Origin of the sequence: Streptomyces sp. NPDC048419 (assembly GCF_043200415.1) — a bacterium.
GTDB lineage: Bacteria > Actinomycetota > Actinomycetes > Streptomycetales > Streptomycetaceae > Streptomyces.
In genome coordinates this window covers 42494-61432 of the sequence record NZ_JBICXT010000006.1, presented here as the reverse complement: position 1 = coordinate 61432, position 18939 = coordinate 42494, and the positions used below count along the sequence as shown (strand labels likewise).

At 72.4% G+C, this 18939-nt stretch carries 18 protein-coding genes; 12 read left to right on the top strand and 6 right to left on the bottom strand.

Annotated features, from left to right (window positions below):
* The first annotated feature begins 128 nt into the window (after positions 1-128).
* Both ACGFYN_RS15395 and ACGFYN_RS15390 read left to right on the top strand, forming a co-directional pair.
* On the top strand, positions 129-1646 hold the full coding sequence (locus ACGFYN_RS15395) for a 3-hydroxyacyl-CoA dehydrogenase (protein ID WP_393866321.1): 1518 nt from the start codon (positions 129-131) through the stop codon (positions 1644-1646).
* A complete protein-coding gene (locus tag ACGFYN_RS15390) occupies positions 1643-2233 on the top strand; it encodes a TetR/AcrR family transcriptional regulator (protein WP_393866320.1) in 591 nt (196 codons plus the stop codon). The genes ACGFYN_RS15395 and ACGFYN_RS15390 overlap by 4 nt, the downstream gene beginning before the upstream one ends.
* 12 nt (positions 2234-2245) lie before the next feature.
* Here ACGFYN_RS15390 and ACGFYN_RS15385 read toward each other — a convergent pair whose 3' ends face one another.
* On the bottom strand, positions 2246-2746 hold the full coding sequence (locus ACGFYN_RS15385; protein WP_393866319.1) for an Lrp/AsnC family transcriptional regulator: 501 nt from the start codon (positions 2744-2746) through the stop codon (positions 2246-2248).
* Positions 2747-2922: 176 nt separating this feature from the next.
* On the opposite strand from ACGFYN_RS15385, the gene pdhA reads away from it, so the two are divergent.
* From pdhA to ACGFYN_RS15350, 7 genes are all read left to right on the top strand, one after another.
* Complete coding sequence (pdhA, locus tag ACGFYN_RS15380) at positions 2923-4056, top strand: pyruvate dehydrogenase (acetyl-transferring) E1 component subunit alpha (RefSeq protein ID WP_393866318.1); 1134 nt, start codon at positions 2923-2925, stop codon at positions 4054-4056.
* Complete coding sequence (locus ACGFYN_RS15375; protein ID WP_393866317.1) at positions 4056-5060, top strand: alpha-ketoacid dehydrogenase subunit beta; 1005 nt, start codon at positions 4056-4058, stop codon at positions 5058-5060. The genes pdhA and ACGFYN_RS15375 overlap by 1 nt, the downstream gene beginning before the upstream one ends.
* The gene (locus ACGFYN_RS15370; RefSeq protein ID WP_393866316.1) at positions 5060-6376 is read left to right on the top strand and encodes a dihydrolipoamide acetyltransferase family protein; all 1317 of its coding nucleotides are present in this window, start codon (positions 5060-5062) and stop codon (positions 6374-6376) included. The genes ACGFYN_RS15375 and ACGFYN_RS15370 overlap by 1 nt, the downstream gene beginning before the upstream one ends.
* A gap of 54 nt (positions 6377-6430) precedes the next feature.
* Positions 6431-7354: an NTP transferase domain-containing protein gene (locus tag ACGFYN_RS15365; RefSeq protein WP_393866315.1), complete on the top strand. Its 924-nt coding sequence runs from the start codon at positions 6431-6433 to the stop codon at positions 7352-7354.
* A complete protein-coding gene (locus tag ACGFYN_RS15360) occupies positions 7351-8718 on the top strand; it encodes a molybdopterin molybdotransferase MoeA (protein WP_393866314.1) in 1368 nt (455 codons plus the stop codon). Before ACGFYN_RS15365 ends, ACGFYN_RS15360 begins: the two co-directional genes overlap by 4 nt.
* Entirely contained in the window at positions 8715-9812 is a 1098-nt protein-coding gene (locus tag ACGFYN_RS15355; RefSeq protein WP_393866313.1) for a potassium channel family protein, read from the top strand. The genes ACGFYN_RS15360 and ACGFYN_RS15355 overlap by 4 nt, the downstream gene beginning before the upstream one ends.
* A gap of 74 nt (positions 9813-9886) precedes the next feature.
* Positions 9887-10867 (top strand): NAD(P)H-quinone oxidoreductase, encoded by a 981-nt coding sequence (locus tag ACGFYN_RS15350; protein WP_393866312.1) that lies wholly within the window; start codon positions 9887-9889, stop codon positions 10865-10867.
* Between the two features lie 22 nt (positions 10868-10889).
* Here ACGFYN_RS15350 and ACGFYN_RS15345 read toward each other — a convergent pair whose 3' ends face one another.
* Complete coding sequence (locus ACGFYN_RS15345; RefSeq protein WP_393866311.1) at positions 10890-11333, bottom strand: hypothetical protein; 444 nt, start codon at positions 11331-11333, stop codon at positions 10890-10892.
* Positions 11334-11837: 504 nt separating this feature from the next.
* On the opposite strand from ACGFYN_RS15345, the gene ACGFYN_RS15340 reads away from it, so the two are divergent.
* Entirely contained in the window at positions 11838-12386 is a 549-nt protein-coding gene (locus ACGFYN_RS15340; RefSeq protein WP_393866310.1) for a PadR family transcriptional regulator, read from the top strand.
* Between the two features lie 66 nt (positions 12387-12452).
* On the top strand, positions 12453-12992 hold the full coding sequence (locus ACGFYN_RS15335; protein WP_393866309.1) for a bacterial proteasome activator family protein: 540 nt from the start codon (positions 12453-12455) through the stop codon (positions 12990-12992).
* 62 nt (positions 12993-13054) lie between these two features.
* Here ACGFYN_RS15335 and ACGFYN_RS15330 read toward each other — a convergent pair whose 3' ends face one another.
* Positions 13055-14671, bottom strand: a complete 1617-nt coding sequence (locus ACGFYN_RS15330; RefSeq protein WP_393866308.1) for a protein kinase — start codon at positions 14669-14671, stop codon at positions 13055-13057.
* A 334-nt stretch (positions 14672-15005) separates the two neighbouring features.
* Between ACGFYN_RS15330 and ACGFYN_RS15325 the strand changes: the two genes are divergently transcribed.
* On the top strand, positions 15006-16583 hold the full coding sequence (locus tag ACGFYN_RS15325; protein ID WP_393866307.1) for a protein kinase: 1578 nt from the start codon (positions 15006-15008) through the stop codon (positions 16581-16583).
* Positions 16584-16587: 4 nt separating this feature from the next.
* Here the strand turns inward: ACGFYN_RS15325 and ACGFYN_RS15320 are convergent, their stop codons facing one another.
* The 3 genes from ACGFYN_RS15320 to ACGFYN_RS15310 all read right to left on the bottom strand — a co-directional run bounded on the left by ACGFYN_RS15320 (position 16588) and on the right by ACGFYN_RS15310 (position 18834).
* Positions 16588-17589 carry a phosphotransferase gene (locus ACGFYN_RS15320; RefSeq protein WP_393866576.1) on the bottom strand — a complete coding sequence of 334 codons (1002 nt, stop codon included), beginning with the start codon at positions 17587-17589 and terminating at the stop codon, positions 16588-16590.
* A gap of 92 nt (positions 17590-17681) precedes the next feature.
* Positions 17682-18104, bottom strand: a complete 423-nt coding sequence (locus ACGFYN_RS15315) for a pyridoxamine 5'-phosphate oxidase family protein (RefSeq protein ID WP_393866306.1) — start codon at positions 18102-18104, stop codon at positions 17682-17684.
* Between the two features lie 73 nt (positions 18105-18177).
* Positions 18178-18834 (bottom strand): response regulator, encoded by a 657-nt coding sequence (locus tag ACGFYN_RS15310; protein WP_393866305.1) that lies wholly within the window; start codon positions 18832-18834, stop codon positions 18178-18180.
* Positions 18835-18939: the final 105 nt, after the last annotated feature.

The window sequence follows — 18939 nt, the reverse complement described above, 5'->3', positions numbered from 1 at the left end:
GTCGAGCCCATGACCTGGGCAGAAATATGGGCAGGAACAGCCGGTCAGAGTTAGAGTAACCGAACGATCGGTCGGGACAAGGGGGTCCGCCGCATCTGTGGAAAACCCCGTGCGGGAGGATCGCGCACATGACAGCACTGGACCTCAGCAGCCCCGTGGCCGTCGTCGGCACCGGCACCATGGGCCAGGGCATCGCCCAGGTCGCCCTGGTCGCGGGCCATCGGGTACGGCTGTACGACGCCGTCCCGGGGCGCGCCCGGGAAGCGGCCGCGGCGATCCAAGCCCGCCTCGACCGGCTCGTGGCGAAGGACCGGCTCACCGCGGCCGACCGGGATGCCGCGCACGACCGGCTGCTGCCCGCCGCGGAACTCGCCGAGCTCGCGGACTGCTCCCTGGTCGTAGAAGCAGTCCTGGAGCGGCTCGACGCCAAGCAGGAGCTGTTCCGGGCGCTGGAGGACGTCGTCGGCGAGGACTGTCTGCTCGCCACCAACACCTCGTCCCTGTCCGTCACGGCCATCGGCGGCGCGCTGCGCAGTCCCGGCCGCCTGGTCGGCCTGCACTTCTTCAACCCGGCGCCGCTGCTGCCCCTGGTCGAGGTCGTCTCCGGGTTCGCCACCGACGTCTCGTCGGCCACGCGCGCGTACGAGATGGCGCGCGCCTGGGGCAAGACCCCGGTCGCCTGCGCGGACACCCCCGGGTTCATCGTCAACCGCATCGCCCGGCCCTTCTACGCCGAGGCCTTCGCGGTCTACGAGGCCCAGGGCGCCGACCCGGCCACCATCGACGCGGTGCTGCGCGAGTCGGGCGGCTTCCGGATGGGCGCCTTCGAACTGACCGACCTCATCGGGCAGGACGTCAACGAGTCGGTCACGCACTCCGTGTGGCAGAGCTTCTTCCAGGACGTGCGCTTCACGCCCTCGCTCGCCCAGCGCCGGCTGGTCGAGTCGGGCCGGCTGGGCCGCAAGAGCGGACAGGGCTGGTACGACTACGGCGACGACGCCGAGCCCGCCGAGCCGCACACCGCGGAGCAGTCGCGGCCGCCCGCCTACGTCGTCGCCGAGGGCGACCTGGGCCCCGCCGCCGAGCTGCTCGCGCTGGTCCGCGAGGCGGGCATCGCGGTGCGCGAGGAGGACGAGGACCACGGCACCCGCCTGGTGCTGCCGAGCGGCGGCCAGCTGGCGCTCGCCGACGGCCAGACCTCGGTGGAGTTCCGCGACGTCGTCTACTTCGACCTCGCCCTCGACTACCGCAAGGCCACCCGCATCGCCCTGTCCGCCTCCCAGGACACCGCGCCGCAGACGCTCGCCGAGGCCATCGGCCTCTTCCAGGCGCTCGGCAAGGACGTCAGCCTGATCGGCGACGTCCCCGGCATGATCGTCGCCCGTACGGTCGCCCGCGTCGTCGACCTCGCGCACGACGCCGTCGCCAAGGGCGTGGCCACCGAGGAGGACATCGACACCGCGATGCGCCTGGGCGTCAACTACCCGCTCGGTCCCTTCGAGTGGAGCCGCAGGCTCGGCCGCAACTGGGCGTACGCCCTCCTCGACGACCTGCACCTGCGCGACCCCTCGGGACGCTATGCGCCTTCCCTCGCGCTGTACCGCCACGCGTACGCCTCCGACAAGCGGGAGGGCAGCACCTCATGACCACCGCCAAGCGCGACACGTACACCCCGGAGACACTGCTCTCCGTAGCCGTCCAGGTCTTCAACGACCGCGGCTACGACGGCACTTCGATGGAGCACCTCTCCAGGGCGGCCGGCATCTCCAAGTCGTCGATATACCACCACGTGTCGGGCAAGGAGGAACTGCTGCGCCGGGCCGTCAGCCGGGCGATCGACGGCCTCTTCGGGATCCTCGACGAGGAGCACGCGCGCGTGGCGAGCGCCGCCGCGCGCCTGGAGTACGTGGTGCGGCGCATGGTCGAGGTGCTGATCGGTGAGCTGCCGTACGTGACGCTGCTGCTGCGGGTGCGCGGCAACACCGACACCGAGCGCTGGGCCCTGGAGCGGCGCCGCGACTTCGACCACCGGGTGGCCGAGCTGCTGAAGGCGGCGGCGGCCGAGGGGGACGTCCGCGGGGACGTCGAGGTGCGGCTCGCCACGCGCCTGGTCTTCGGGATGATCAACTCGATCGTCGAGTGGTACCGGCCGGACGGGCGCGGCATGGACGAGCGCGAAGTGGCCGACGCGGTCGTGCAGCTGGTCTTCGGAGGGCTGCGCAAGGAGGGCTGAACGGCCGGGGGCTCAGCCCTGCGGCTCCAGGTCCTCCTCCTCGAACACCAGCAGCGTGCGCGTGCTGAGTACTTCCGGCATCGCCTGGAGCCGGGTGAGCACCAGCTCGCGCAGCGCCCGGTTGTCCGAGGTGTGCACCAGCAGCAGCACGTCGAAGTCGCCGCCCACCAGGGCGATGTGGGAGGCCCCGGGCAGCTGTCTGAGCTGCTCGCGCACCGTCCGCCAGGAGTTCTGGATGATCTTCAGGGTGATGTACGCAGACGTCCCCTGACCTGCGCGTTCGTGGTTGACGCGGGCGCCGAATCCGCGAATGACGCCGTCGTCGATGAGGCGGTTGATGCGCGCGTAGGCGTTGGCGCGCGAGACATGCACCCGTTCCGCGACCGACCGTATCGAGGCGCGGCCGTCCGCCTGGAGCATCTGGAGGATGTCCAGATCGATGGCGTCGAGGGGACGGGCGGGCGACACGGCACCGGTTCCCTCCGGCCCCTCGGCCATTTGTTCAGGTGCCATGTCCCCCCGCCTCCCTGCCATGGACGTACTGCTTTCATTCCAGGCTGTGGAGAACCGTTTGTCCACAGCGTGAAGCCGCCTGTAGCCAAAATGTGTCGGCGACCGAACAATCGGTAGGTGAGGCGCGCCACAATGCCGTGGCGTGCCGCAAGCCGCTCCCACGAGGAGGTGCCGTCATGACGGTCATGGAGCAGCGGGGCGCTTATCGGCCATCCCCGCCGCCCGCCTGGCAGCCCCGCACGGACCCCGCGCCGCTGCTGCCCGACGCGGAGCCCGTCCGCGTCCTCGGCACCGAGGCGGCCGCGAAGGCCGACCCGGCCCTGCTGCGCCGCCTGCACGCGGAACTGGTCCGCGGCCGCCGGTACAACACGCAGGCCACCGCGCTCACCAAGCAGGGCCGCCTCGCCGTCTACCCCTCCAGCACCGGCCAGGAGGCCTGCGAGGTCGCCGCCGCGCTGGCCCTTGAGGACCGCGACTGGCTCTTCCCCAGCTACCGCGACACGCTCGCCGCCGTCGCCCGCGGCCTGGACCCCGTCCAGGCGCTCACGCTGCTGCGCGGCGACTGGCACACCGGCTACGACCCGCACGAGCACCGCGTGGCCCCCCTGTCCACGCCGCTCGCCACCCAGCTCCCGCACGCCGTCGGCCTCGCACACGCCGCCCGCCTCAAGGGCGACGACGTGGTCGCGCTCGCCATGGTCGGCGACGGCGGCACCAGCGAGGGCGACTTCCACGAGGCGCTGAACTTCGCCGCCGTCTGGCAGGCCCCGGTCGTCTTCCTGGTCCAGAACAACGGCTTCGCCATCTCCGTCCCGCTCGCCAAGCAGACCGCGGCACCGTCGCTGGCCCACAAGGCCGTCGGCTACGGCATGCCAGGCCGACTGGTCGACGGCAACGACGCGGCCGCGGTGCACGAGGTGCTCGCCGCCGCCGTGCGCCGCGCGCGTGAGGGTGGCGGCCCCACCCTGGTCGAGGCGATCACGTACCGCATCGAGGCCCACACCAACGCCGACGACGCGACCCGCTACCGCGGCGACACCGAGGTGGACGCCTGGCGCGCGCACGACCCGATCGCGCTCCTGGAGCACGAGCTGACCGAGCGCGGCCTGATCGACGAGGACGGCATACAGGCCGCCCGCGACGCCGCCGAGACCATGGCCGCCGACCTGCGCGAGCGCATGAACCAGGACCCGGTGCTCGACCCCATGGACCTCTTCGCCCATGTCTACGCCGAGCCCACTTCGCAACTGCGCGAGCAGCAGGCCCAGTTGCAGGCGGAGCTGCACGCGGAACAGGAAGGCGGCCACTGATGACCACCGTCGCCGTCAAGCCGGCCACCATGGCGCAGGCCCTCACGCGCGCGCTGCGCGACGCCATGGCCGCGGACCCCGCCGTGCACGTCATGGGCGAGGACGTCGGCACCCTCGGCGGTGTCTTCCGGGTCACCGACGGACTTGCCAAGGAGTTCGGCGAGGACCGCTGCACGGACACCCCGCTGGCCGAGGCCGGCATCCTCGGCACGGCCGTGGGCATGGCGATGTACGGCCTCCGGCCGGTCGTGGAGATGCAGTTCGACGCGTTCGCCTACCCGGCCTTCGAGCAGCTGATCAGCCACGTGGCCCGCATGCGCAACCGCACCCGCGGCGCCATGCCCCTGCCGATCACCATCCGCGTGCCCTACGGCGGCGGCATCGGCGGCGTCGAGCACCACAGCGACTCCTCCGAGGCGTACTACATGGCGACTCCGGGCCTCCATGTCGTCACGCCCGCCACGGTCGCCGACGCCTACGGCCTGCTGCGCGCCGCGATCGCCTCCGACGACCCGGTCGTCTTCCTCGAGCCCAAGCGCCTGTACTGGTCCAAGGACTCCTGGAACCCCGAGCATCCGACGGACGTTGAACCGATAGGCCGCGCGGTGGTGCGGCGCTCGGGCCGGAGCGCCACACTCATCACGTACGGGCCGTCGGTGCCCGTCTGCCTCGAAGCCGCCGAGGCCGCGGCCGCCGAGGGCTGGGACCTCGAAGTCGTCGACCTGCGCTCCCTGGTGCCGTTCGACGACGAGACGGTCTGCGCCTCGGTGCGGCGGACCGGGCGCGCGGTCGTCGTGCACGAGTCCGGCTCCTACGGCGGCCCGGGCGGGGAGATCGCGGCCCGCGTCATGGAGCGCTGCTTCCACCACCTGGAGGCGCCGGTGCTGCGCGTGGCCGGGTTCGACATCCCCTACCCGCCGCCGATGCTGGAGCGTCACCATCTGCCCGGCGTCGACCGGATCCTGGACGCCGTGGCGCGTCTGCAGTGGGAGGCCGAGAGCTGATGGCACAGGTGTTGGAGTTCAAGCTTCCCGATCTCGGGGAGGGGCTCACCGAGGCGGAGATCGTCCGCTGGCTGGTGGAGGTCGGCGACGTAGTCAAGATCGACCAGCCGGTCGTCGAGGTCGAGACGGCCAAGGCGATGGTCGAGGTGCCCTGCCCCTACGGCGGCGTGGTCACCGCCCGCTTCGGCGAGGAGGGCACGGAACTCCCCGTCGGCGCACCGCTGATCACGGTCGCGGTGGGCGCGCCGGCCTCCGGCGCCGAGACCGAGGGTTCGGGCAACGTACTGGTGGGATACGGCACTTCGCAGGCCCCCGCCCGACGCCGCAGGGTGAAGCCGGGCCAGACGGCGGCCGTCGCGCCGCCCCGCGAGGCGAACGGGCATGGCGGCACCCCGGGGCCGGCGGACGGCCCCGTCCCCGTGATCTCGCCCCTGGTGCGCAGGCTCGCCCGGCAGAACGGCCTGGACCTGCGGGACATGACCGGCTCCGGCCCCGACGGGCTGATCCTGCGGGCGGACGTGGAGTACGCGCTGCGTGCCGCCGGGACGCAGGCGGGCATGTCCGAGCCGCCGGCCGAGGCCCCCGCGCGCGTGACGTCCGCCCCGGCGCCCGTCCCGACCGCCGGAACCGAGCTGCGCGTTCCCCTCAAGGGCGTGCGGGGCGCCGTCGCCGACAAGCTCTCCCGCAGCCGCCGCGAGATACCGGACGCGACCTGCTGGGTGGACGCCGACGCGACCGAACTCATGCGCGCGCGTGCCGCGATGAACGCGGCCGGCGGGCCGAAGATCTCCCTCATCGCCGTGCTGGCCCGCATCTGCACCGCGGCCCTCGCCCGCTTCCCCGAGCTCAACTCCACGGTCGACATGGAGGCGAGGGAGGTCGTACAGCTCGACCATGTGCACCTCGGCTTCGCCGCGCAGACCGAGCGGGGCCTCGTCGTGCCGGTCGTACGGGACGCGCACGCCCGGGACGCGGAGGCACTGACCGCGGAGTTCGCCCGGCTGACCGAGTCGGCCCGGACGGGACGCCTCACGCCCGGCGACCTCACCGGCGGCACGTTCACGCTGAACAACTACGGGGTCTTCGGGGTTGACGGCTCCACGCCGATCATCAACCACCCCGAGGCGGCCATGCTGGGCGTCGGCCGTATCGTCCCCAAGCCGTGGGTGCACGAGGGCGAGCTGGCGGTGCGTCAGGTCGTCCAGCTCTCGCTCACCTTCGACCACCGGGTGTGCGACGGCGGCACCGCGGGCGGCTTCCTGCGCTACGTGGCGGACTGTGTGGAACAACCGGCGGTCCTGCTGCGCACGCTGTGATTGCGCGGCCACCCATACGTTCCCTGTGATCGCCACGGCACGCATACTCGGGGGGTGACCTCGTACGAGCCCTCCGGTGATCGCGCCGCCGTCCCGCCGTACGACGCCGTCGTGCTCGCGGGCGGCGCCGCGCGGCGGCTCGGCGGCGCGGACAAGCCCGGCGTCCACGTGGGCGGCCGGGCGCTGCTCGACCGCGTCCTGACCGCCTGCGCCGACGCGCGCACGACCGTCGTGGTGGCCGACGCCCGGCCCACCGCGCGGCCCGTGCTGTGGGCCCGCGAGGACCCGCCCGGCGGGGGACCCCTCGCCGCGCTCGGCGCCGGGCTGCGCCGCACCACGGCCGGCGAGCTGCTCGTCCTCTCCGCGGACCTGCCGTTCCTCGGGGCGGCCACGGTAGGGCGGCTGCTGACCGCGCTGCGCGCGAGCGACGCCGACGGCGTCCTGCTCACCGACACGGACGGCCGCGACCAGCCCCTAGTGGCGGCCTATCGCGCGGAGGCGCTGCGCCGCGGGCTGGCCGCGCTGTCCACCGAGCACGGCGGCCTCACCGGCCTGCCGCTGCGCCGGCTGACCGGCGCCCTCGACCTCACCCGCGTCCCGGACCCCGTCGCGTCCTTCGACTGCGACACCTGGGACGACATCGCCGCCGCCAGGGCACGTATCAGGGAGCATGGGCACGTGTTGGATGAATGGATTTCCGCAGCCAAGGACGAGCTGGGCATCGACCTTGACGTCGACATGCGACTCCTGCTCGACCTCGCCCGCGACGCCGCCCACGGTGTGGCCAGGCCCGCGGCGCCCCTGACCACCTTCCTCGTCGGGTACGCGGCCGGCCGGGCGGGCGGCGGCCCCGAAGCCGTCGCCGAAGCCTCCCGCAAGGCCGCCGCGCTCGCCCAGCGCTGGGCGGACGAGGCCGCCGCCGCCAAGGCCGACGCGGCACCGGACGCCACGCCCGACAGTCGTCCGGACGCCGGATGACCGCCCGCTCGGCCCGCACCGGCGAGGACGCCGAGGACCTGGACGTCGAGGAGGTGCTCGCCCTCGTGAACGACCACGACGGCCGCGTCGCCGGCGAAAGTGTGCCTGCGCCCGCCGCTTCCGGTCACCACCACGGCGCGCCGCACAAACCCGATGCCCACCACCGCGCCACCTCCTGGCCCGAGGCCCGGGTGATCGCCGCCCGCGCCGCCCGCGCCGGCACCCGCCGCGCCCTCGTCTCGGTCCCCCTCGCCTCCTCTCTCGGGCTCACCCTCGCCGCCCCGCTCACCGCCCTCACCGACCTGCCCTCCTTCGACACCTCCGCCATGGACGGCTGGGCGGTCGCGGGCCCCGGTCCCTGGGACGTGCGCGACGAGGGCGTCCTGGCCGGGCACACCGAGCCCGAGGCCCTCACCGACGGCGAGGCCGTCCGTATCGCCACCGGCGCCCGTATCCCCCTCGACACCACCGCCGTGATCCGTTCCGAGCACGGCCGCACCGACGACAAGGGCCGGCTGCACGCCACCCGCGACATGCACCACGGCCAGGACATCCGCCCGCGCGGCCAGGAGTGCCGCTCCGGCGACCAGCTCCTGCCCGTCGGCTCCCTCGTGACCCCGGCCGTGCTCGGTCTCGCCGCGGCCGCCGGCTACGACACGGTCACCGCGGTCCCCCGCCCCCGGGTCCATGTCTTCGTGCTGGGCGACGAGTTGCTCACCGAAGGAACGCCGCACGACGGGCTGATCAGGGATGCCCTCGGCCCGATGCTGCCACCCTGGCTGCGCGCGCTGGGCGCCGACGTCACCTCCGTACGACGGCTCGGCGACGACGAGAAGGCCCTGCGCAAGGCCGTCACCGGCTCGGACGCCGACCTGATCGTCACCACCGGGGGCACGGCCTCCGGCCCCGTCGACCATGTCCACCCCACCCTGCGCCGTATCGGCGCCGAACTCCTCGTGGACGGCGTGAAGGTGCGCCCCGGCCACCCAATGCTGCTGGCCCGCACCAAGGACGACCAGCACCTGGTGGGCCTTCCCGGCAACCCCCTCGCCGCCGTCTCCGGCCTGCTCACCCTCGCCGAGCCCCTGCTGCGCACGCTGGCCGCACGCCCTGCCCCGGAGCCGTACACGCTGCCGATCCAGGAAGCGGCCCACGGGCATCCGTACGACACCCGGCTCATCCCCGTCGTGCTGCGCGGCGACCGTGCGGTGCCGCTGCACTACAACGGCCCGGCCATGCTGCGCGGTATCGCGGCGGCCGACGCCCTCGCCGTCGTGCCACCGGGCGGCGCCGGCTCCGGCCAGGAGCTGGAACTTCTCGATCTGCCCTGGGCCTCCGCCGGAATCGGAGTGTGTTTCACGTGAAACTGCCGGGCCATGACGCGATCGCCCGCCAGGCGGACGAACATCTCGTGACCCACCGGGTGAAACTGCCGAGGAAGGTGGTGGAGCGCCCGATCCGGCAGGTGGGCAGGCGACTGCTGCTGGCGCTGCTGGTGCTGTTCGCGACCGCCCTGATCGTCTACGCCGACCACGAGGGCTACAACGACACCTCCGACCAGTCGGTCGACCTGCTCGACGCCTTCTACTACGCGACCGTCACCCTCTCCACCACCGGATACGGCGACATCACCCCGGTCAGCGACGCCGCCCGGTTCACCAACATCTTCGTCGTCACGCCGCTGAGGGTGCTCTTCCTGATCATCCTGGTCGGCACCACGCTCGAGGTCCTCACCGAACGCACCCGCGACGAGTGGCGACTCAACCGCTGGAGGTCCACCTTGCGTGAGCACACCGTCGTCGTCGGCTTCGGGACGAAGGGGCGCTCGGCGGTACAGACCGTCTGTGCGACGGGCCTGAAGAAGGAGCAGGTCGTCGTGGTCGACCCCAGCTCCAAGGTGATCGACGCCGCGACGGCCGAGGGCTTCGCCGGGGTGATCGGCGACGCGACCCGCAGCGACGTGCTCAAGCGGGCCGAGGTGCACCGGGCGCGGCAGATCATCATCGCCACCCAGCGCGACGACACCGCCGTGCTGGTCACGCTGACGGCCCGGCAGCTCAACCGAGGGGCCAAGATCGTGGCGGCGGTGCGCGAGGAGGAGAACGCGCCGTTGCTGGAGCAGTCCGGCGCCGACGCCGTCATCACCAGCGCGAGCGCGGCCGGCCGCCTGCTCGGCCTGTCCGTGCTCAGCCCCGTGGCCGGCATGGTGCTGGAGGACCTCATCCAGCAGGGCACCGGGCTCGACATGGTCGAACGGCCGGTCGTGAAGGCCGAGGTGGGCCGGGGCCCGAGGGAGACGGAGGACCTGGTGGTGAGCGTCATACGAGGGCACCGGGTGCTCGGCTACGACGATCCGGCCATCGGGACACTGCAGTTGACGGACCGTCTGATCACGATCGTCCGGGCGACGCCGGGCGCGCAGGTCACGCCCGGCGTCCGGTCCATGTCAAAGGAGTGATCACTTGCGGACGCTCCTCTCGGCGCAGGCCCGCGGTCCGGGTCGCCCGCGTGGCGAGGAGTAGCGTCCCCCTCATGCATGCGATCACGATTCCCGAACCTGGTGGGCCCGAGGCGCTGGTGTGGGACGAGGTCCCCGATCCGGTGGCCGGTGAGGGCGAGGTGCTGGTCGAGGTGGTGGCCGGCGCCGTCAACCGCGCCGACATCCTGCAACGGCAGGGCTTCTACGACCCCCCGCCGGGATCGTCCCCCTACCCCGGCCTGGAGTGCTCCGGCCGTATCACCGCGGTCGGCCCCGGCGTCTCGGGCTGGGCCGTCGGCGACGAGGTCTGCGCGCTGCTCGCGGGCGGCGGCTACGCCGAGAAGGTCGCGATCCCGGCCGGCCAGCTGCTGCCGGTGCCCAAGGACATCGACCTCAAGCAGGCCGCCGCGCTGCCCGAGGTGGTCTGCACCGTCTGGTCGAACGTCTTCATGGTCGCCCATCTGCGCCCCGGCGAGACGCTGCTGGTGCACGGCGGTTCCAGCGGCATCGGCACCATGGCGATCCAGCTGGCCAAGGCGGTCGGCGCCAAGGTCGCCGTGACGGCGGGCACCAAGGAGAAGCTGGAGCAGTGCGCCGCTCTGGGCGCGGACATCCTGATCAACTACAAGGAGCAGGACTTCGTCGAGGAGATCAAGAAGGCCACCGACGGCGCGGGCGCCGACGTCATCCTCGACAACATGGGCGCCAAGTACCTGGACCGCAACGTCCGGGCCCTCGCCGTCAACGGCCGCCTCGCCATCATCGGCATGCAGGGCGGCATCAAGGGCGAGCTGAACATCGCCATGCTGCTGAACAAGCGGGCCGCGGTCAGCGCGACCTCGCTGCGCGCCCGTCCGCTCGGGGAGAAGGCGGCGATCGTCGCGGCCGTACGCGAGCATGTGTGGCCCCTGCTCGACGGCGGCCACGTCCGCCCGGTCGTCGACCGTGAGCTCCCGATGAGCGACGCCGCCGCGGCCCACCGGGTCGTGGAGGAGAGCGGTCACGTGGGCAAGGTGCTGCTGGTCGTGCGCTGAGGCCCGGTGGCCGCCGGGCTTCCTAGGCCCGCCGCAGCCGCAGGCCGATGAAGGCGAACCCCAGACCGAGCCCGATCAGGACCAGGCCGCTGCCGAGCGGCAGGATCCGCAGGACGGGCTCGGCCGGGGTCGCGGCCTGCTGGGCGGGGTGCCGCGCCGGCTGCGACGGCACCATTCCCGCCTCCGCGGGCGGCGTCGCGGACGCGTCACCCGTCCCGTCCCCTTCGTCCTGCCCCTGCGGGTACCCCGGGTCCGCGCCCTGGTCGCTCTGGTCCTCCCCTTGGTCCGAGGAGTCGCCGGCCGACTCGTCCGCCGACGGCGTCTCCCGCCGCCCGGGCCGCTCCCGCCCCTCACCCGCCACACTCCCGGCGCGCGACGGCTTCGGCGTGACCTCGGGGGAGTTGGACCGGCGGGGCGCGGCCTCCGGGGTGCCGGCGTCGTGCGTGTGCCTGGCGTGGGACCCCATCCCGGTCTCGTCGCCCGATCCGGCCTCGTCTCCGCTCCCGGCCTCGTCCCCCGAGTCGCCCTCGTCCCCCCGTCCGGCTTCGTCCGACGGGGCGGGCCCGTGCGTCGGACCTGGCTTGTGGGTCGATCCGGGGGAGTGCGTCGCGACAGGCCCATGGCCGGACAGAACCGCCCCCGACGACCCGGCCGCGTACGACGAGACGGCGCGGTCCGACGAAACGCTCCCGTACGACGAAACGCTCCCGTCCGACGAGACAGCCCGGTCCGACGAAACGCTCCCGTACGACGAAACGCCCCCGTACGACGCGACAGCCCCGTACACCTCAGCCCCGTACGCCACCCCGCCCCCGCAGGGGGACACGAGCACGCCCGTGCCCACCCCCACCACCAGTCCGGCCCCCTGCAAAGCACGCAGCCATGGAGTCACGCCTCAAGGCTCACACCGGGCCGCACTTCCGGCACGCTGTGTACCGCCAAAAATCCGAAATCGCTGCACAATCCGGGTATGTCGATACGTCATGGACTGCTGGCGCTCCTCGAACAGGGCCCCCGCTACGGCTCACGGCTGCGCACCGAGTTCGAGGCGCGCACCGGCGGTACCTGGCCCCTGAACATCGGACAGGTCTACACCACTCTCGGCCGACTGGAGCGGGACGGGATGGTCGTCCACGACGGCGAGGACGAGGCCGGTCGGGCACTGTACGCGCTGACGGGGACCGGCCGGACCGAGCTGGCGGCCTGGTTCGCGCGCCCCGTGGAGCGGGCCGGCCCGCCGCGCGACGAGCTGGCGATCAAGCTGGCGCTGGCGGTCGGCGCACCCGGCGTCGACGTACGCGCGGTCGTCGAGGCGCAGCGCCACCATGTGGCGGAGGCGCTGCACGAGTACGTGCGGCAGCGGGCGCAGGCGCTCGCGCGGACGCCCGGGCACCCGGACGAGGTGGCCCGGCTGCTGGTCCTGGAGCAGATCATCTGCCACGCGGAGGCCGAGATCCGCTGGCTGGAGCACTGCGAGGCCCGGCTGCTGCGGCTGCGCACGGAAACTCCCGCCCCGTAAACGGTGGATCACCGCACACGGGGGGCACCACGGTGATGAGATGCATGGGTGCGAGAGAATGGCGGCATGGAGATGCCGAGGAACGACAGGTCGCCGGAGAATCCCCAGATCCTGGTCGTGGGCCAGGACGGTATGGCGATTGGCGGCGGCACAGACGAGGACTCCCGCGAGATTCCGGTGACGGAGCAGGTCGAGCAGCCGGCCAAGGTGATGCGGATCGGCAGCATGATCAAACAGCTCCTGGAGGAGGTGCGCGCGGCTCCCCTGGACGAGGCGAGCCGGGCCCGGCTGAAGGACATCCACCGCAGCTCGGTGAAGGAGCTGGAGGACGGGCTGGCGCCCGAGCTGGTGGAGGAGCTGGAGCGGCTCTCTCTGCCGTTCACGGACGACGGCACTCCGAGCGACTCCGAACTGCGTATCGCGCAGGCCCAGTTGGTGGGCTGGCTGGAGGGTCTCTTCCACGGGATCCAGACCACGCTGTTCGCCCAGCAGATGGCCGCGCGGGCCCAGTTGGAGCAGATGCGGCGCGCGCTACCGCCGGGCGTCGGCCCTGACGGTACCGAGGACCGCCAGGCCGGCGGCCACTCGGGCGGACCGTACCTCTAGGAACTCGAGAGAAAGGGCCCGGCAGCCGAGGCTGCCGGGCCCTTCCATGTCTGGCGCGCCGGTCAGGACGGCGGGTTGCCCGACGAGACGCTGAGCTCGATCTGCGGCATGTTCTTCGGGTCGAGGTCCGTCGTGGCGGAGGGGAACTGGTCGATGACCGAGCCCTCGCCGTACGTGTTCTCGTCGACCTTCTTGATCTTCAGCTGCCAACCCGCCGCCTGCAGGCACTCCTTGACCGATCCGATGTACTTGAACCGGAAGTTGGGCAGCTGGATCTTGTCGGGGTCGTTGTACGACTCCTGCGGCTCCTTGCACTCGCTCACGTCGATCTTCTTCGACGTGTCCGGCCCGCGGTAGCCCGCCGCCTTCGTCGTCGACGCGCTCGCGCTGCCGCCGCCGCCCTTGCCCTCGTCGCCGCTGCCGCCGCCGTTGAGCATCAGCGCGGCGACCAGACCGCCGACCGCGATGATCGAGACGACGATCGAGCCGATGATCACCGGCTTGTTGGTCCTGCCGCCGCCCGCGGGGGCCGCGGCGGGCTGAGGCGTGAGGTTGTACGGCGGCGGGGTCGACGGCTGCCCGTACGGGGACGGCGTCTGGTAGCCGCCCTGCTGCGGGTAGCCGTAGGCCGGGGACGGCGCGGACGGGGCGCCGTACGGGTTCGGGGCCGGCTGGTACGGCGTCTGCACGGGGCCCGTCGGCGCCGTGGTCGACTGGTCGACCGGCGGGAAGACCGCGGAGCCGACGCCGGAACCGGCCTGGGCGGGCGCGCCCGGCACGATGCTCGGCGGGGTGGCCTGGAAGGACGCGGCCACGCGCAGGCACTCGTCGCGCATGGACTCGGAGTTCGGGAAACGCTCGTTGGGGTTCTTCTTCAGCGCGCGGGCGACCAGCGCGTCCACCGCGGGCGGCAGCGCCCGGTTGATCGACGACGGAGCGACCGGCTCCTCCTGCACGTGCGCGTACGCGATCGCGAGCGGCGAGTCCGCGTCGAACGGCAGCCGCCCGGTGACCAGTTGGAACAGCATGATGCCGACCGAGTAGAGGTCGGACCGGGCGTCCACGCCCCGCCCCAGCGCCTGCTCGGGCGAGAGGTACTGGGGGGTGCCCACGACCATGCCGGTCTGCGTCATCGAGGTCACACCGGACTGCATGGCGCGCGCGATGCCGAAGTCCATCACCTTGACCACGCCGCGCTTGGTCATCATGACGTTGCCCGGCTTGATGTCGCGGTGGACCAGGCCCATCTCGTGGCTGATCTCCAGCGCCGCGAGCACGTCCGCGGTGATCTTCAGCGCCTTGTCGGCGGGCATCGCGCCGAACTGCCGTACGTCCTCGTCGAGCACCGAACCCAGCGGGCGGCCCTCGATGTACTCCATGACGATGTACGGCGTCGTCATCCCGTCGAGGTTGTCCTCGCCGGTGTCGAAGACCGAGACGATGTTCGTGTGCGTGAGCTTGGCCACGGCCTGGGCCTCACGGCGGAAGCGCTCGCGGAAGGCCTGTTCCCGGCCCAGGTCGGTGTGGAGCGTCTTGATCGCGACCTGTCGGTCGAGCACGCTGTCGTACGCGAGGTGGACCGAGGCCATGCCGCCTTCGCCGAGCAGGTCGCGCAGCTGATATCGGCCACCGGCCAACGCCCGCCCCTGGTACCGGTCCTGTGCGCCGTCCTGGCTCATGTTCCGCTTCCCCCGTGGCCCTACAGGCGCCATTGACTGTCGTTGATCCAAAGTGCTATTCCCGGCCAAGTCTGCCCCAGGGCAGTGACACGTCAAGTTCGGTGCCCGATCCGTGACCGTACGCGATACAAGCGTCGCGGGAGCGTTACAGACGCTGTACGGGCGGTACACACAATTTGCACGAGAGTGCCGGATGACGGTTTGATGGCCGGTCCGTCCCGATCCGGTTCCGGCCCTCTTCTCGGACCGGCGGGTTGCGTTGAGGCTGTAGCGTGGCCGACGGAGACCGTAACAACACCGCGCTCACCGCGGGCAGAAACGACGGCGAGGACTGATGGCACAGCAGCAGCGCGCTCAGGGCCCGTCCGACCCCGAGGCGACTGGCGGCGGTATGTCAGATGCGCCGGAGATGTGGGGTAACGGCGGGCTTGTCGGGGACGGCCGGTACCGGCTGACCCGCAGACTCGGCCGCGGCGGCATGGCAGAGGTGTTCGCCGCCGAGGACGTGCGCCTCGGGCGCACCGTCGCGGTCAAGCTGCTGCGCGCCGACCTCGCCGAGGACCCGGTGTCCAAGGCCCGGTTCACGCGCGAGGCCCAGTCCGTGGCCGGCCTCAACCACCACGCGATCGTCGCCGTGTACGACTCCGGCGAGGACTTCGTGGGCGGCCAGGCGGTCCCGTACATCGTCATGGAGATCGTCGAAGGCCGCACCATCCGCGACCTGTTGATCAACGCCGAGGCGCCGGGTCCCGAGCAGGCCCTGATCATCGTCTCCGGTGTCCTGGAGGCGCTCGCCTACTCGCACCAGCACGGCATCGTGCACCGCGACATCAAGCCGGCGAACGTCATCATCACCGACACCGGCGCCGTCAAGGTGATGGACTTCGGCATCGCCCGCGCCCTGCACGGCGCGTCCACGACGATGACGCAGACCGGCATGGTCATGGGCACCCCCCAGTACCTCTCCCCGGAGCAGGCGCTCGGCAAGGCCGTCGACCACCGCTCCGACCTGTACGCGACGGGCTGCCTGCTCTACGAACTCCTCGCACTGCGGCCCCCGTTCGTCGGCGAGACCCCGCTGTCGGTGGTGTACCAGCACGTCCAGGACGTGCCCGTGCCGCCCTCGCAGACCTCCGGCGGCGCAGCCCCGCCCGAGCTCGACGGTCTTGTCATGCGCTCGCTGGCGAAGGAACCGGACGACCGCTTCCAGACCGCCGAGGAGATGCGCGGGCTCGTCCAGTACGGCCTCCAGATGCTCTACGACCAGGGCGGCCACACCGGCACCTGGAACACCGGCCCGGTCGACATGCACGAGGGCCGGCACACCCCTGCGGCGGGCTTCGCCGGCACCCAGGTGCTGCCGCACCCCGGTGACGCCTCCGGGACCACGCAGATCCCGCAGCAGGGCATGCCCGGCGGCTACGGCGGCCGGGACGACGGCGGCTTCGAGGGGCACGGCAACAGGGGCGGCGGCCGCGGCAAGCTGTGGATCCTCGCCGTGCTCGCGGTGATCGCCATCGCGGCGGGCGTCGCCCTTGCGCTGAACAAGGGCGGCGGCGGTGGCGCCGACCCGGGCACCACCAAGTCGCCCAGCGCCACCCACTCCACGAAGGACGACTCGGCCAGCCGGACGCCCAGCTCCGAGCCGACCGACGACTCGACGGACACCTCCACGGACGACAACTCCACGAGCGGCGGCTCGGGGGACTACACGCCCTCGTACACGCCGTCGTCCACGCCGTCCGCGAGCGAGACGAACCAGCCCACCGACGAGCCGACGGACCAGCCGACGTCCTCGAAGCCGACGGCGCAGCCGACCCAGTCGCAGACCGACCCGACGGGAGACCCGACCGGGGACCCGACGGACGGCGGTGCCGCCAACGGCGGCGTGACCCAGGGCATCGGCGGCTGACGGATCAGTCCACGAACGCCCCGCACACCGCGTCGTACTCCCGCGTCCACCACACCGCCAGGGCGGAGGCGGCCGGGAACTGGGGGTCGGCGCGGGTGTCGCCGCGTTCGTAGTGCCAGCGCAGCATCCAGAAGTCGTTGAGCCGCTCCCACCACACGCGGTGCACGGCCGCCGCGAGCTCGGAGGGCGTGGCGCCCGCCGCCCGCCGGTACGCGCGCGCGTAGGCGCGCACCTTGGGCAGGTCGAGCGCGCCGGCGGGCCGTACGAAGAAGATCGCGGCGGCCCGCACCGCCTCCTCCGCGCGCGGGCCGAGGCCCAGCCGGTCCCAGTCGACGATCGCCGCGGGCGCGTCTCCCCGGTAGAGCAGGTTGAACGGGTGGAAGTCGCCGTGCACCCAGCCCACCGAACTCCCGCAACGGGGACGCCTCTCGGCGTGCTGCTCCAGGAGCGTGCGGCGTTCCAGGAGCCGGTGGCGGGCCAGCTCGTCGAAGGAGTCGGCGGGGTGGTGCCGGCGTACCCGGCCCAGCAGGTCGTCGATGAGGGTGAAGGTGTCGGCGGGGTCGGCGGCCTCGGGCGCGGTGCGGGCACGCGCGTGTGCCGGCATCACCCGATCCAGGCTCGCGTGCACCACCCCCAGCAGCGCCCCGAGCCGGCCGCACTGCACGGTGGTGAGCTGCCCGCCGTGCCGATGCCGTCCCTCGACCCAGGGGTGCAGCGCGTACGCGTGCCCGCCGACGACGGCGACCGTACGGCCGTCCCGGCCGGGCAGCGGGGGCGCGACCGGCACGCCCAGGTCGGCCAGGCGCTGGGTGGCCCGGTGCTGGCGGGCGATGGCGGCCGGGTCGGCGGTCTCGGGGTCGAAGTGGTGCTTGAGGAAGTAGCGGCCGCGCGTGGTGCACAGCCGGTAGCCCCGGTTGAGCAGGCCCTGGTCGACGGGCTCGCAGGTGACCGCGGAACCGGCGGTGTACTGGCGCAGCAGGTCGCCCAGCGGGGGCGCGTGAGGCACGGGGGGTGGTACGGAGGAGCGCGGCACGCGCCAGATGGTAGGGCACGAGCCAGGCCTGTGAGCTGGGCGTTGTCACAGGCAGTCGCAATCGGTCACAGCATGTGCGCGAAATGGCGTTCCAGGCCGTCGTCGGCCGAGTGCACCGTCCCGAACCGCGGCTCGATGCGCAGATGGACGGGCTCGTACGGCACTCCGTCCACCAGCCGGGGCGCCGCCCCGAACCGCTCGGCCTCGGCGGCCGTCGGCTCGTGGGCCGTGCACTCGCCGACGATCTGGACGCACCACAGGCTCTCGCCCGGCCGCACCGAGCTCAGGTTGTCGGAGCCGTACGCGACGACGCTGCCGACGCAGGCCCGGTGGTAGCCGCAGCTGCGGGGCAGGCGCAGCAGTACCCGGCCGTCCTCGACGACGTGCCGGGCGAAGGCGAGGAAGGGCAGGGCGCGCATGCTCGTGGCGACGCGGCCGTAGTCGGTGCGGGCCGGCAGGTCGACGGCGAGCCGTTCGTCGGAGTGCATGCACTCACTGTGCGTGCGGGCGAGGAGCGGCGGCAGGGACGTAAGTCCTCAATTGCTCGTTTCCCGATCACTCTCAGTGCTTTTCCGCCTGCATTCGTGCCACGTACGCGGCTGCCTGGGAGCGCCGCTGCATGCCGAGCTTGGGCAGCAGGCTCGACACGTAGTTCTTGATCGTCTTGGCCAGATGCAGCTGCTCGCCGATCTGGCGGTTGGGGAGGCCCTCGCCGACGAGGTCGAGAATCCTGCGCTCCTGGTCGGTGAGGTGCGCGAGCCGGTCGTCCTGCTTGGGGCCGCCCCCGTCGCGCAGCCGCGCCGGCACGCGCGCGGTGGCCACCGGGTCGAGCAGGGACCTGCCGGCCGCCACGTCCCGCACGGCCGTCAGCAGCTCGAACCCCCGGATGGCCTTGAGAACGTAGCCGGAGGCGCCCGCCATGATCGCTTCGAACAGGGCCTCGTCGTCGGCGTACGAGGTGAGCATCAGGCACTGCACGGACTCGTCCCGGGAGCGGACGTCGCGGCACACCTCGACGCCGCTGCCGTCCGGGAGGCGTACGTCGAGGACCGCGACGTCGGGCCGGGTGGCCGGAATCCGTACCAGCGCCTCGGCGGCCGTGCCCGCCTCGCCGACCACCTCGACGTCGCCCTCGACCGACAGCAGTTCGTGCACACCGCGCCGGACCACTTCGTGATCGTCGAGGAGGAATACCCGGATTTTTCCTTCTCCGCGCACGTACGCAGTCTCACACGGGGGTAGGAGTACCGCCCGAGGTGGACTCTTCCCGTGAGCTGGGTCACCGGGATAACGTGCCGTTGTTCCGGCCCCCTGCAAGGCTGT

What these genes read in the sequence shown, in the direction of transcription:
- ACGFYN_RS15315 (WP_393866306.1), bottom strand. Translation starts at nt 18,104, where the DNA reads ATGCACTCCGACGAACGGCTCGCCGTCGACCTGCCGGCCCGCACCGAC.
- ACGFYN_RS15375 (WP_393866317.1), top strand. Translation starts at nt 4,056, where the DNA reads ATGACCACCGTCGCCGTCAAGCCGGCCACCATGGCGCAGGCCCTCACG.
- ACGFYN_RS15330 (WP_393866308.1), bottom strand. Translation starts at nt 14,671, where the DNA reads ATGAGCCAGGACGGCGCACAGGACCGGTACCAGGGGCGGGCGTTGGCC.
- ACGFYN_RS15345 (WP_393866311.1), bottom strand. Translation starts at nt 11,333, where the DNA reads ATGGGGTCCCACGCCAGGCACACGCACGACGCCGGCACCCCGGAGGCC.
- ACGFYN_RS15350 (WP_393866312.1), top strand. Translation starts at nt 9,887, where the DNA reads ATGCATGCGATCACGATTCCCGAACCTGGTGGGCCCGAGGCGCTGGTG.
- ACGFYN_RS15395 (WP_393866321.1), top strand. Translation starts at nt 129, where the DNA reads ATGACAGCACTGGACCTCAGCAGCCCCGTGGCCGTCGTCGGCACCGGC.
- ACGFYN_RS15390 (WP_393866320.1), top strand. Translation starts at nt 1,643, where the DNA reads ATGACCACCGCCAAGCGCGACACGTACACCCCGGAGACACTGCTCTCC.
- ACGFYN_RS15340 (WP_393866310.1), top strand. Translation starts at nt 11,838, where the DNA reads ATGTCGATACGTCATGGACTGCTGGCGCTCCTCGAACAGGGCCCCCGC.
- pdhA (WP_393866318.1), top strand. Translation starts at nt 2,923, where the DNA reads ATGACGGTCATGGAGCAGCGGGGCGCTTATCGGCCATCCCCGCCGCCC.
- ACGFYN_RS15325 (WP_393866307.1), top strand. Translation starts at nt 15,006, where the DNA reads ATGGCACAGCAGCAGCGCGCTCAGGGCCCGTCCGACCCCGAGGCGACT.
- ACGFYN_RS15360 (WP_393866314.1), top strand. Translation starts at nt 7,351, where the DNA reads ATGACCGCCCGCTCGGCCCGCACCGGCGAGGACGCCGAGGACCTGGAC.
- ACGFYN_RS15370 (WP_393866316.1), top strand. Translation starts at nt 5,060, where the DNA reads ATGGCACAGGTGTTGGAGTTCAAGCTTCCCGATCTCGGGGAGGGGCTC.
- ACGFYN_RS15335 (WP_393866309.1), top strand. Translation starts at nt 12,453, where the DNA reads ATGGAGATGCCGAGGAACGACAGGTCGCCGGAGAATCCCCAGATCCTG.
- ACGFYN_RS15385 (WP_393866319.1), bottom strand. Translation starts at nt 2,746, where the DNA reads ATGGCACCTGAACAAATGGCCGAGGGGCCGGAGGGAACCGGTGCCGTG.